Below are 13,338 nucleotides of genomic sequence, written 5' to 3'. Positions count from 1 at the left end.
CACAATTATTCAAATCAGGTAGCGTTAAAGTTGATAATAGTTCGATGTATTAACCTTATTAATAATAGTCCGAATTCAATGAAAAAACTGAGATCAAAAGTAGTAAAAGCGCTCAAAAAAGAATTTACCTTCGAATGTATCATCTCTGCTAGAATGAACCAGGTTATCTTAAACGTTAAGAACATAGATTTCGAACAACATCTAGGACAATTAATACAGCAGACTCAACTTATCATTGACAAATACTTCCCTCAAAGAGAAGATCATTTGTGTCTTGTTATTCGAGAAATCGGAGGAACAAATGAGAATAGATTTAAAATCTGGAAGCCTACTTATTAGTTTCAACCAGCATATTTAATAAAGTAGTTTCCTTATTTAAGCCACATCACGCCTAAATAAGGAAACTATTTTTTTACCAATTGTTAAAATTGCTATCGCAATTAATCCGGCTACCACTCCTATCACTAATTCTTTGATTATCGAAGCTACATTAGGAACTAAATGGTGTAAATATTCAATGTTATGAACAAAAATGCCACCTGCAACCAAGATCAAAGCAATTGTTCCAACCACGCTTAAGATCCGGATAATAATAGGCAAGGATTTGACCAATAAAAGTCCCAGACCTGCAAATAAGCCTTTATTATTGGAACGTTTAATTAATTTATAGCCAATATCATCCATTCTTACAATCATTGCAACGATGCCATAAACACCAATTGTGGCTAGTAGGGCAACAATGGAAACTGTTAAAATCTGCAACATTAGGCTTTCTTCCAAAACAGTTCCTAATGCAATAATTACGATCTCTACGGATAGAATAAAATCAGTTGTTATTGCAGATTTCACTTTTGCTTTTTCGGCATCAGCGCCATCCTCTTTAGCTTCTGCAACCACTTCATGGCCTGTCTTTGAACGATGAAAAAAATATTCTATTATTTTTTCCATCCCCTCATAGGCCAAATAAAACCCGCCTAAAACCAAAATAACTTTAATGGCGACCGGGAAAAATACATTTAGCAATAATGCAATAGGAACAATAATAAGCTTGTTAATTAAAGAGCCTTTAGTAATTGCCCAAAGCACAGGTAATTCCCTTGAAGATAGAAAGCCAGTAGCTTTTTCTGAATTCACGGCTAAATCATCTCCCAAAATACCCGCTGTTTTTTTCGTTGCCACTTTAGCTGCCACCCCGACATCATCCATTAAAGCAGCTATATCATCTAAAATCGCAAAAAAACCTGAAGCCATATCTACTCTCTCAACACTAAAACTTAATCAATAAACCTTCAGAAACCAATTTTTCGTTGTTATAATATTCGAAAAACCATTTCCCGTCTTTTTTCAGGACGATTCCTTTGGATTGGCCACTATCTGCAATAAAACAATCCTGCACCGAGGTTTTATAAAGAGTTATCACTTTTTTCGGCGTGGTATCTATCAGCTGAAAGCCATTTGCGGTGGCCTGAGCATATAGTGTCCCTGAGGCTTCGGTACTTTCAACTACTGCTGCTGCAACGGCAACTGGACTATTTACAGGGGCTGCAACAACTACTGGAGCTTTTACACTTTCAACCTTTACAGCTTCATCGGTAAAAGTATAGGGAAGTTCATTTAGAGAGACAAAGGCATTTCTCAAAGCTTCGTTATAGGCAGCGCTAAATTCCTTTTCTCTACTTTTACCTTCCTTACTTTTAAAAATCACATTACCTTGGCAATCCTTTAGGATCAGTGTAAGTGTGGTGGTAAACATCCCTTTTTTCTCAATAAGATCGGCATTCAATGCCTTACATTTATTGTTAGCAATCTCAGTAGGCAAATCTTTATTATCAAAATAGGCTGTAAAGCCTTTTTCTTCCAGCATATTCTTAGCAAGGCTGTTTAGACCATACTGATGCGCTTCTTTAAAAAAACTATATTGCTCTGGCACCAATACATATTTGTAGTTATTGATCGTATTTTGAGCATATCCCGATAATGTCGTGAATAATAAAAGGAGTAAAAAATATCTTTTCATAGTATACAAAATTCTTCGATTATAAAGATAGCGCATTTTTTCAGCCCGTCAATATCTTTATTTTCTTCCTATAAACGAACCTTTACCTAGTAAATAACTAATAGCTCTTTCAATATTTCGAGTTCTACTTTCCTCTATTTTTAACGAAGAAATATATCTTACCATCTCTTTTTGCATTGAAGGGCTGAGACTATCAAATTTAGACTTTGCTTCTAAATTATTTTCTAATGCCTCTATAAACTTAGGATGTGGCTTTATTGTTTTATCCGACGGATCAAATTCAATAGTCACTTCAATGTTTTCTCCAATACGTTTGGGAGAATTTTTAAGCATTAATGTATTAATATAAAGTCGCCAAAGACCACTGTACTTTAGTAAGGTTTGTTGATACGGTAAACTGTTTACAGTCCCAGTAACTGGAATATGTCCTTTATCTTTACCTGCTTGAATAAAAATTTCGGTCAAAATAGTTTCCGGGACTTGCACGTATGGATTAATCCCTATTATTTCTATCGTTGCATGGAAGGAATAGCTTTTCATTTTCTACTGTTAAATTTAACTCATTCTCTGATCGCGGCTTAAATATAAAGAAACTGACCAATGCAAGGAAAACCACTCCAATTCCGCCAAACAAAGTCAGCAGTTGAAAGCCACCAGCCAATGCATGATGTGTAATATCGCCAGCAGGATCTAGAGTTGCAATCCTGGGATTTTTTTCCAGGAGGCCCGCAAAATTACCTGCTGCGATTTTTTCTGCCGCTGAATGGAGCTGAAGGTTATCCAAAGCTCCTGAAAATGCTATCTTTAAATGGGTAAACACCCCCTTACTTAACAAGAATCCCATGAGAGCAATATTGATTGCCAAGGTGATCAGTCTTGCACTCATATCTATACCCGAAGCCATACCTGCACGATCCGCACTCACAGCACCTGTGGTGGTATTGGTAACTGTAGTATTAGATAGTCCCAGTCCAATGCCAGACAACAACATACCTGGTATCATAGTCCATGGCCCTATATGGGCAACACGGATGCCAAACCACATGAGTATAAATCCTAATCCGATAATAAAAAGTCCTAATGGGATCACAATACCGGGACGGTACCTCATCAGCAGTCGCTCGGCCAGTGGCGGAACCACTAATGTAGGCAAAGTATAGGCCAGCAGCATCGTACCTGCCATAAGACTACTGTAACCCAATACACCCTGAAAATAGATAGGAAGGTAAATTATAAAGGGCCAAAAACAAAAGTTCATGCCCACAGAACCGATAATGGCCCCGGAAAAGTCCCGTACCTTAAATACCGTAAAATCAAACATCGGCTGAACGCTTGTCTTTTCTGCATATAAGAAGAGCAGAAAACAAGCTACAGATCCCCCCAGGATCAGTAGCGCATAAAAGCTTAAAAATCCCATTGCGGGTCCTTGAGTAATGTAATAAATAAGTCCAAAAACAGCCAGGGAAAGACTGATCATACCTAAGGTATCCAGCCGCTGTATTTGAGCCGACCGTGATTCCCGTATTCCAGCCCATGCAAGTCCTAGGGTAAGCAGGCTAAGCGGAACATGCACCAGGAACACCCATTTCCAACTTAAAAATGTGAGGATCATACCCCCAATTAGGGGCCCGAAGCCCAACCCTACTCCAAAAACAATCCCCCAGGCGGCAAAGGCCAGGCTACGTTCGCGCCCGTCCTGGAACTGGTGAGAGAGAATTGCGACCTGACAGATCAGCATAATCCCGCCGCCAAGGCCCTGCAAAAAACGCCCGACAATGAGCAGTGGCATTGCCGTGGCCAGCCCACAAAGCAGGGAGGTTACACCAAAAAGGACTAGCCCCGCTATGAAAACAAGTTTGCGACCATAACGGTCAGCAAGCGTGCCGGATGCCATTAGTACCGTAGTGCAAGCAATGGTATAGGCATTCATGATCCATTGTACATCACTGAAATTGCCCTTTAATAATTTTTCGAGCGTTGGCAATAATACCGGCACACTCGATATTTCCAATCCAAACATCAGTGAGGAAAGGCAAACGGCAGCCAGGGTCAGTGTATTCTTTTTGTCTTTAAACATAGTTTTTATTTTTGAGGTCATTTTCAACAAAAGTAGACCGAAAAAGGTAGGACTATTCGGTTCATTTCTATGATAAAAAGGTATGTTTGTATTATGGTCAAACAAAATATGCACCAGCAGGTAGAGCTGGAATACCTCAAAACTGATCACTGCCCCCTGGGTGACCGACAGTATAGTTTCTTTGAAATGGTGTACCTCATTTCTGGTAAAGGCACCGTCTGCATCAATGGCAACCGGATGGCCTACCGTGATGGCAATTTGTTACTGCTCACGCCCAACGACCGACATACTTTTGAGATCACCGAAGTAACAGAGTTCCTGCTGATCCGGTTTAGCGACAGTTACATTCGCAGCTATCCATGGAAAAGTATTCACCACCTGGAATGTCTGCTCTTCTATGCCACCCATCTATCGGGTTGCGTAATGCGCTGCAAGGACGACAGCCGGCTGGTTGAAATGATTGTCGAATCGATGCTGTTTGGAATGAAGCTGGGTGGTGTTTACCAACAGGATCTGGATATGAATCTTGTAAATGCACTGATCGTTATCGCGGCAAGGAACATTTCAAAGATAAGGCCTGAAAACGTCCGTACCAATACAGACAAGCGCATACTCCAGATCATCAACCATATCGAGCGCCATATTTTTATGCCAGATCAACTGACTGCGGCTGTGATAAGTCAGACTTTTGGGATTTCCCAGGCATACCTGGGTATTTATTTCAAGAAACAATGCGGAGAAACCATCCAGCAATTTATTGCTAGCTATAGGATCCGACTGATCGAATGGCGGTTAAAATTCAGCGACCTCCGAATCAATGAACTGGCCGATGAATTCGGATTTGCAGACGGCAGTCACCTGAACAAGTTTTTTAAGAAGCAAAAAGGCATGAGTTTGACTGGATATCGGCAGCACTTACTCTAAATTTTTCAATGGTTAGTACAGGTGTTTCAACTGATAGTGAAACACCTGTACTAAATGATAAAAAGATCAGCGTTTTTTTAACCGCTTAGCCTCATTTGAAATTCTAGCAAAAGACTTGTCTCTTTTACGTTTTTCATGTTCTGAAGTAGAAAAATGCCAAGATTCTTTTCTCAACTTGAGATAACTACTGTACACTTTCAATTCCAAAAGACCATTGTTTACAGCTTCGACAACCGAACAGCCGGGTTCATCGACATGGGTACAATTCTCAAAACGACAGGATCCTGCAAAATCAGAAACATCGAATATATCTGCTAATACCTCGGGATTGTCAGAAGCTAAACCAAATTCTCTTACACCAGGCGTATCTATTAAAATACCCCCATCATCCATCAGCACCATTTCTCTTCGGGTTGAGGTATGTCGCCCTTTGCCTGAGGATTTGCTTATTTCAGATGTAAAAAATACTGTCCGTTCACACAATGCATTGATTAAAGAACTTTTCCCAACCCCCGATGATCCCACAAATACGATGGATTCTCCCTGGTGGATAAATTTACGCACAGGAAGTATTGTTTCGGGAGAAAGAATGCTTGTGAAAAATATCGGCATTTGGCGGGCAATATGTTTCAGTGATTCATCCACTTGATGGCGACTAAACTCCAAATCAGATTTAGTAAGTATCAATGCAGGCTGAATATTTTCCTCTAACACCTGGACCATAAAACGCTCCGTTCGGCGAACACTGAAATTTGCATCAAGGCTTTGTACGATAAATGCCTTATCAATATGGGATGCAATAGCCTGCCTATCGGATATTGTACCGCTCTTTCTTCGGTACAGTGTATGTTTACGCGGTAAAACATCAACGATTATTCCTTTATTATCGTCAAAAGGTTGAAAGATAATCCAATCTCCTGTACATGGAAGTTCAAATGAGGAGCTTCCATATAGTAAATTACCGCTTAGCTCGCATACCAGCAGGCCGTTTTCGGCAATAACTTCATAATTAGTTTTGTTTACTGCAGAAACGCGACCATGAAAAAGATGTTTGTATTGCGAGATTTGTTTAAGTTGAAACAGACTGTCGTTCCAACCATATAATGATAAATTATTCACTACATATAATTTAAAGTGATGAAATAAAATTGCTTAATTCTCTATCATCCGAATGGTTTGTTCCATACAAATCACTGTTGGTAATATAGAAAAACCAAGTAAGCAACTTTAGAAACAAGACACCCGGAATCAGGCAATCATTCCAATCGCTAAACTATAATATGTGAATAGTTGTCTTTGCATAAGATACAAAGATATAAAAAACAAGAAGGCTGCAAAAGAACTCGCTTTGTCTTTTAACATTTAATGTAGAATTTAGCGTCCATGAAAATAGAAGTTCACCAAAATGAAGACGTAAAAATTGCAGAAGTAATTTCCGATTCCGTTATAGTGACCAATGCAGAAGAAGGTCTGCAACTAATGGTCGATTTATATTATCAGGACTTTGACAAAATCATTATCCATGAGCCAAACATTACGTCTGATTTTTTTGATCTAAAAACAGGTATCGCAGGTGAAATCCTGCAAAAGTTTTCCAACTACAGGGTACAATTGGCAATAGTTGGTGATTTCAGTAAGTATCCAGGGCAGTCTATTAAGGATTTCATCTTCGAAAGCAATAAAGGCAGGCAGGTCAATTTTCTGGGTTCTGTTAAAGAAGCTGTTGAGCGATTATCTAAGTAGGGACCTTTTCTTTATAGCGATGGATTAAACATAAGTCTGTACAGAAAAAGCCGTTCTTCTTATCGAAAAACGGCTTTTAAGCTTCGCCCTAGCTGGGCTCAAACAAAAAAATTATAATGTAGCCATATCGATTACGAACCTATAGCGTACATCGCCTTTTTCCATGCGTTCATAAGCAGTATGAATATCTTTCATATCAATCATTTCTATCTCAGAAACAATATTATGCGCTGCACAAAAATCAAGCATTTCCTGAGTTTCAGCAATACCTCCAATACCAGAACCTGCAACACTCTTTCTGCCGCCCAACAAACTAAAAGCCGGGATTTCTGCTGGTTTAGATGGAACACCTACACAGATCATTGTACCATCGGTTCTCAATAGAGATAAGTACATTTTAAAATCGTGCTCTGCTGAGACAGTGTCCAGGATAAAGTCAAATGTACCCATTGCTGCCTTGACCTGTGCCTCATCTGTAGTAACTACAAAATTATGGGCGCCCAATTTTCTTGCATCTTCTTCCTTTTTAGGTGACGTGCTTAGCACAGTTACCTCAGCACCAAATGCAACGCCAAATTTGACAGCCATATGGCCCAATCCACCAAGGCCTAATACGGCAAGTTTATGACCTTTACCAACTTTCCAATGTCTTAAAGGAGAATAAGTAGTAATACCAGCACACAATAGAGGCGCTACAGCAGCCAAGTTTAATTTGTCTGACACATGTAATACAAATTCTTCCCTAACCACTATAGTATTAGAATAACCACCATAGGTTGGTGTTTTACCGTCTCTTTCTAAACTGTTATAGGTACCTGTACTACCTTCTAAGCAATACTGTTCCAGATCTTTCTTACAGTTTTCACAAACCTGACAAGAGTCCACCAAACATCCTGTACCAGCAAGGTCACCGACCTTGAATTTTTTCACATGGTCACCCACTTTAACTACACGTCCAACAATCTCATGTCCGGGAACCATTGGGAATATACCTGGAAACCAGTCGTTTTTAATCTGATGCAGATCTGAGTGACAAACGCCACAAAATAAGATATCAAACTGTACATCATGCGGGCCAACTTCGCGGCGTTCAAAAGCCCATGGAGCTAAATCTGTATCTGCGCTTTGCGCTGCATATCCTTTTGTTTCTATCATATGATAAATATAAATAATTGTTAAAGTATGCTAACAGCAATTCAAATATTTGAATTTACTGTGACGATGATAGAAGTGTTTTTTTTAACAAATGTTAACAAAAGCTGACTTTTTATTACATAACTAGAATGTTACAACCAAGGATTTCAGTCTAAAAGTTTCCTTTCAGTTAATCCTATAAACCCGGCCTATACCCGGCATTTACCCGGACATTACTCGGACATTGCCCGACTGGAGCCGAGTAGTATCCGCTTAACATCCGTTAATACATTGTGAATTAAATTGCTTTAAAGTGCAAGCAATCAAAAGCATGCGAGTTGACAATCAACAGCTTAGTGCATACTTTTAGAAAAAAAACAAAAAACTATGGCAAGAATTAATAACGGTATTTTGGGTGGCTTCAATGGTAATCTCGGTCCAGTAGAGGGTTATGTAAGGTATGGAGTAGCTTATGTTAGGTCAAAGAAAAGAAAGCGTACGAGTCCCCCAAGCCCAAAAGAGAAAATTCAAAGGAAGAGAATGGAAGTAGTGAATAATTTCGTCAACAGTATGACGGATTATGTTCGAATAGGCTTTGAAGAAGCTGCCCAGGGCAAACCCATTTCGCCCAACAATGCAGCGAAATCCTACCAACTCTTACATGCAGTTCAAGGCGAATATCCTAACATCAGCATCAACTACGCTGCAGCGCGTTTAACTCAGGGAACCATCGAACTGCCATTAAACCCAGAGGCAACAGCCGAAGGCAATGGCGTTCGTTTTAACTGGACTTACGACACCGCATTAAACTGGAGCGACAGAGGCGCACGTGCAATGTTGTTGGTTTATGCAGAAGAAACAGGAAAATCATATTACCTGTTTTCTGGTGCACGCATGACAGAAGAGACAGATTTTTTAGAATTACCTGCAGAACTAAAAGGTATGAAACTTCATGTCTATATGTCTTTTATTGCAGATGACAGAAGAAGTTTAAGCAACAGTATTTACCTTGGCAACCTTGTTATGGAAACATTGGATTTAAGCACCATTGAAAGATCAACAGAACCTGATTCTTGTGTTGTTTTACTAAACAGAAAAGAATATGCCGAAAAAACAGCCTCATTACTACATGAAAACGGAAAAATAATCGGATTAAGCCAATTTATTAACCAATTAAATCAAACTTAGAACATATCCTAATCCAGCTCCCCCGAGTATAACAAAGGCGCTGTTAAGGCGTTTAAATTTGCTCGTAACAGTGAAGCCAACAATTGCAATAAGTATAGTTCGCCAGTCCACGATAGCGGCTTTGCCCATTTCGATACAGACAATTATAATCAATGCAATAGAGACCATATTGACTGTATCTAAAAAGGCCGACATCATTTTAGATTCCCTGAGTTTAAGTATTAACGGAGTTGAAAAAGTAACAAATAAAAAAGAAGGAAGAAAGATTCCTATGGTTGCAGCAACCGCTCCCATAAATCCGCCCAATTGCCAACCTATAAAAGTAGCCGCGGAAAAGACAGGCCCTGGTGTAATCTGACCTACCGCGATGGCATCAATTAGTTCCTGCTTACTCAAAAGTCCTGTTTTCACCAATTCTGTATCCAGAAACGCAAAAAGTACATAGCCACTTCCATATAAAATAGCTCCGATCTTTAGAAAGATCCAAAATATTTTCCAATTAAAATCAGCGGATCCGCCCCTATATCCGGGTAGTAAAATAAGTGGAATAAAACTTTCCATAGTACTTTTCCGGTTCTTTAAGACCTGTATTAAAAGCCCGATCAGTCCACCGCCAAACAAGATATAAATCTCGTTAACCCCATAAATAGCCAATATAACAGCAGCTATCCCGATCAAACCTAACTCAAGTGACTTTAGTGCTTTCCTTGATAATGAAAGCATCATAGCAATTACAACAGAGATAATAGCAGGTTTGACCCCATATAAGAATGGTTGTACTTCGGGTAATTTTCCATACGTCTGGTAGGCAAAAGCAATTCCTCCGGTTATAATTACTGCCGGAAGAATAAAACAGAGCCCTGCTACCACTAGTCCCTTCCATCCGGCTCTTTCCTGCCCAATATGCATGGTCATTTCAGTGGAATTTGGCCCTGGAATTAAATTGGTAGCACCAATCAGATCTAAAAAATATTCCTGGCTAAGCCATTTTCGTTTTCTGACTACTTCCTGTTCCATCATGGCAATGTGAACAGCAGGGCCACCAAAGCCAATACACCCCAATTTTAAAAATAGAATAGCGACTTCTTTAAGGCGTAAATTGTCTGGAGTCATAAATACCTAAGGCATATGTAAATTATCTATTTTTCACAAATTAACCATTTGTAAACCATAACTTTAAATTAATTCTCAATGAAAATTAAATTTTTAAGCTTCGAAAATCCGGCCTCACTACAGTTCTGCATTGCAGAAGGAAGCGCTACTTGCCCATAGTCTAGCTTACAGGAATACCAAAGCATTCAAAAAGGCGCGCGCTCTTTGAATGCTTTTTTTATTTTCCCCAAAGTGCCTATCTTATTGCCACAACACTAAGGATCGTGTTTAATCAAATAAAATCTTCAACAAAATTTTATTTTTTAAAAAGGTAAAGACATATGAACCATGACACGGTTTCCAGCAGATGCTCTGCCTCCTGCAAGATTCTGCGACCGTACATTTTGGTAATTGGCACCGACTGAAAGGCCTTTCATTGCAACCTCTACACCGCCAACAGCAGATAAAGAGTAGCCCCCAGAAACAGCCACATCATATTTTTTACTTTCCACATCTTTTTCAGCCGTTTCATATAGTACGCCAATATTAGGCGCAACTGTAACTTTCTGAGCGACCCTGAATTTATGATAAACCAGTAAATTTGAAGTGAATTTATTACCGTACCGGTATTCATATTTGTTTTCTGTATTGATCTTGTAGTTGACATTGGCATTCAGTCCCAAATCATTATAGCGGATATCATATGCCGCATTAAGGGTAAAATCTGTACTGGCGGTTCCCAACTGGAAATTATTCGGGGATTCACTTACAGCCAAACGCTCTGTAGGTTCATACTTCCCTGTGGGCACTTTAATTCCCCCACCGATCCATAAAGACTGAACCAATAAGCGTTCGCCCAAAGTACCTTTATGGTCAAATAGTTTATAATATCCCATTACTGCAATATCTCCTAAACCTGTCTTAGTGCCATTTCCAGTCTGGCTTTCCCGCTTATTAAAATTGTAAGGCAGAAACGCCAGCACCCTAAATCTGGTTCCAAAATTCCAGCCTCCCCAAAGCTCTGCACTCTGGTAAGTTTCATCGGCTGTTATTGGCGTGCGTTCTCCGAAAGGGCCAAGGTGTGTTCGTAATGTTTTATGTTGATAACGCAAGCCGATGAAACGCTTATTGTACTCCGGTAAAATACCCAAATAATAGCTCCCAACGCCGCAGCCACAAATGTCACATGCACGGGTAGCAGTTATACCAGTGATAACCAGAACCAGTGCAATCATTATTTTCTTTTTCATATCTATTGTTCTGATAACATTTTATTATTGATAAACTCCGTATCATTCAGGGTATTCAGGAATGCGGTAAGTTTAGCTTTCTGATCTTCTTTTAGTGCGATGCCTAGCTTTCCGTTCTGGTTCAATACCGGATCCAAATTAGGCGTAGCCTGAACTTCTGAATGGTAATACTCCAGCACACCAGCCAGTGATAAAAACCTGCCGTCGTGCATATAAGGCGCAGTATACTGCAGATTCCTTAAGGAGGGCACTTTAAATTTATACTTATCCGTCTCGATCAGCGTTGCTCCGTATAAACCTTTGTCATTGATCGTGCTAATTCCCAAACCATTGTTACGGAAAGAACCATCCGTAAATAAAGGCTCGGAATGGCAGGAAGCACATTTATCCTTAAACAGTACATAGCCTGCCTGCTCATCTGTAGTAAAGGCTGCACCAGCTTCCTTACGCATCACCTTGTCATACTTAGAATTGCTACTGACGCACATTAGCATAAATTGAGACAAGGCTTTCATGAAACGTGCAGTTGTGACCTCTTCGGTGCCAAACGCACCTTTAAACATGGCTGTATATTTAGGTAGTGCCCTGATCTTGTTCAACACATTTTCCAGATTTTCGTCCATTTCTTCATGGGTAGTAATGGGTGTGATCGGCTGCAGATCCAAATCATAAACCCCACCGCCCCACATAAAGGCCTTATTCCAAGCCAAGTTCATAATTGGCGGCGAATTACGTGTTCCCAATCGATCATCAATACCGTGACTCACATCATGACCATGCTGCGTAAATGCAGAAGATTGAATATGACAGGAACCACAGGTAATGGTATTATTTCGTGAAAGTCTAGGCTCATAAAACAAAGCCCTACCTAGTTCGAAACCTTCTTTGGTAACCGGATTATTGGCCAGATTATATACAGGCTCAGGAAAGTTCGCTGGCTTCCGAAAACCCAGGAACTGCTCTATCTCTTCTTTAATCGGATTGTCTTTCTTGCAGGCCAAAATAAAAAGGCCAGAAAGACACAATACGATCCAGTGTTTTTTGTTCATGTTACTTAATTTTCAGTATGGTCATGCCTAAACATTTCCGGGAAATTGGCCGCAATTTTAGCACTAAAATCATCGAACATCACGTTCGGTTTCTCTGCTATTTTAAAAGCGTTTTTACCGTTAAATACCTTCATCAGATCTACAAAAAGATGGATATTACTCTGGCGGTCTTTTCTCACTTTAGCGATTCCCGCTGTCCTTAAATCCACATTAATAACTTTGATGTTATTCAATGTTGGTGCACTGTAGCCACCAAAAAAGCCAATATGGTATTTCATCTGCTTCTTACCTGTAGGATCTCCATTTACGTTATCTGAAATGACCGCCGAATTACCCTCAAATTTAAAGAAGATATATCCGCCGTTCCATCCCCAGTACATGCCACCATCTTCCATACCACCACCCGCTGCCGGATCCAGCACACCAGTACGTTTGTCTATCGGCATGGTACTGCGCAAACTATCCACACCTAATGTGAAAGTTAAATTGGTATAATCGCCTTCGGGAACTTTCACCTTCGCAAAACGGGTAGCCTTGTCATCACCTTTAATCAAGAAATAACTGCTGTCTGGATTTACGGTATAGGTATTTCCAGCTGCTGTGGTTACCTTAAGGTTGCTGATAAAATACTGAATTCTGGATACCGTAAAGGGCTCGCCAGCTGCATTTTTGTAAGGACTGCCTGTATTGTCAAAAGTTAATGTCCTTTCTCCAACAATATTGTCGAATTCAACCGAAAGCGGCGCAAGGTTTTCTTCCTGAAAGTCTGGCGTAGGATTGTCTTTCTTAGAGCAGGCCGCAAGTACCAGCATAAAGCTGAACAGCAGCATTGATTTTATTTTTTTTCCATTTATAGGTATCATA

General features: G+C 39.9%; 13 protein-coding genes. 3 read left to right on the top strand and 10 right to left on the bottom strand.

Going from position 1 to position 13,338, the window contains the following annotated elements; translation table 11 throughout:
- Positions 1 to 375 precede the first annotated feature (375 nt).
- From BLS35_RS23795 to BLS35_RS23780, 4 genes are read right to left on the bottom strand one after another with little or no spacing between them, the layout of a single operon-like run.
- On the bottom strand, positions 376 to 1,251 hold the full coding sequence (locus tag BLS35_RS23795; RefSeq protein ID WP_090786077.1) for a DUF808 domain-containing protein: 876 nt from the start codon (positions 1,249 to 1,251) through the stop codon (positions 376 to 378).
- Positions 1,252 to 1,267: 16 nt separating this feature from the next.
- Positions 1,268 to 2,017 (bottom strand): hypothetical protein, encoded by a 750-nt coding sequence (locus tag BLS35_RS23790; RefSeq protein WP_090786074.1) that lies wholly within the window; start codon positions 2,015 to 2,017, stop codon positions 1,268 to 1,270.
- A gap of 57 nt (positions 2,018 to 2,074) precedes the next feature.
- Entirely contained in the window at positions 2,075 to 2,557 is a 483-nt protein-coding gene (locus tag BLS35_RS23785; RefSeq protein ID WP_090786072.1) for a YdeI/OmpD-associated family protein, read from the bottom strand.
- On the bottom strand, positions 2,511 to 4,094 hold the full coding sequence (locus tag BLS35_RS23780; RefSeq protein WP_254779105.1) for an MFS transporter: 1,584 nt from the start codon (positions 4,092 to 4,094) through the stop codon (positions 2,511 to 2,513). The genes BLS35_RS23785 and BLS35_RS23780 overlap by 47 nt, the downstream gene beginning before the upstream one ends.
- A 69-nt stretch (positions 4,095 to 4,163) precedes the next feature.
- On the opposite strand from BLS35_RS23780, the gene BLS35_RS23775 reads away from it, so the two are divergent.
- Positions 4,164 to 5,018 (top strand): AraC family transcriptional regulator, encoded by an 855-nt coding sequence (locus BLS35_RS23775; RefSeq protein WP_371328260.1) that lies wholly within the window; start codon positions 4,164 to 4,166, stop codon positions 5,016 to 5,018.
- A 66-nt stretch (positions 5,019 to 5,084) separates the two neighbouring features.
- Here BLS35_RS23775 and rsgA read toward each other — a convergent pair whose 3' ends face one another.
- Positions 5,085 to 6,137 carry a ribosome small subunit-dependent GTPase A gene (rsgA, locus tag BLS35_RS23770; protein ID WP_090786068.1) on the bottom strand — a complete coding sequence of 351 codons (1,053 nt, stop codon included), beginning with the start codon at positions 6,135 to 6,137 and terminating at the stop codon, positions 5,085 to 5,087.
- 264 nt (positions 6,138 to 6,401) lie between these two features.
- Between rsgA and BLS35_RS23765 the strand changes: the two genes are divergently transcribed.
- Positions 6,402 to 6,761, top strand: a complete 360-nt coding sequence (locus BLS35_RS23765) for a DUF4180 domain-containing protein (protein WP_090786066.1) — start codon at positions 6,402 to 6,404, stop codon at positions 6,759 to 6,761.
- Positions 6,762 to 6,872: 111 nt separating this feature from the next.
- Here BLS35_RS23765 and BLS35_RS23760 read toward each other — a convergent pair whose 3' ends face one another.
- Entirely contained in the window at positions 6,873 to 7,916 is a 1,044-nt protein-coding gene (locus BLS35_RS23760; RefSeq protein WP_090786065.1) for an NAD(P)-dependent alcohol dehydrogenase, read from the bottom strand.
- A gap of 366 nt (positions 7,917 to 8,282) precedes the next feature.
- Between BLS35_RS23760 and BLS35_RS27940 the strand changes: the two genes are divergently transcribed.
- Positions 8,283 to 9,083, top strand: a complete 801-nt coding sequence (locus BLS35_RS27940; protein WP_090786063.1) for a DUF6266 family protein — start codon at positions 8,283 to 8,285, stop codon at positions 9,081 to 9,083.
- Here BLS35_RS27940 and chrA read toward each other — a convergent pair.
- From chrA to BLS35_RS23735, 4 genes are all read right to left on the bottom strand, one after another.
- The gene (gene chrA / locus BLS35_RS23750; protein ID WP_090786061.1) at positions 9,069 to 10,196 is read right to left on the bottom strand and encodes a chromate efflux transporter; all 1,128 of its coding nucleotides are present in this window, start codon (positions 10,194 to 10,196) and stop codon (positions 9,069 to 9,071) included. The genes BLS35_RS27940 and chrA overlap by 15 nt on opposite strands.
- 302 nt (positions 10,197 to 10,498) lie before the next feature.
- Positions 10,499 to 11,425 carry a transporter gene (locus BLS35_RS23745; protein ID WP_090786059.1) on the bottom strand — a complete coding sequence of 309 codons (927 nt, stop codon included), beginning with the start codon at positions 11,423 to 11,425 and terminating at the stop codon, positions 10,499 to 10,501.
- A gap of 2 nt (positions 11,426 to 11,427) precedes the next feature.
- A complete protein-coding gene (locus BLS35_RS23740) occupies positions 11,428 to 12,474 on the bottom strand; it encodes a cytochrome-c peroxidase (protein WP_090786057.1) in 1,047 nt (348 codons plus the stop codon).
- 5 nt (positions 12,475 to 12,479) lie between these two features.
- Entirely contained in the window at positions 12,480 to 13,337 is an 858-nt protein-coding gene (locus BLS35_RS23735) for an MbnP family protein (RefSeq protein ID WP_090786055.1), read from the bottom strand.
- Position 13,338 lies beyond the last annotated feature (1 nt).

This window comes from Pedobacter sp. ok626 (genome assembly GCF_900100435.1).
Classification (GTDB): domain Bacteria; phylum Bacteroidota; class Bacteroidia; order Sphingobacteriales; family Sphingobacteriaceae; genus Pedobacter.
The sequence above is the reverse complement of the archived record's forward strand: the minus strand, read 5'-3'. Positions and strand labels throughout refer to the sequence as shown.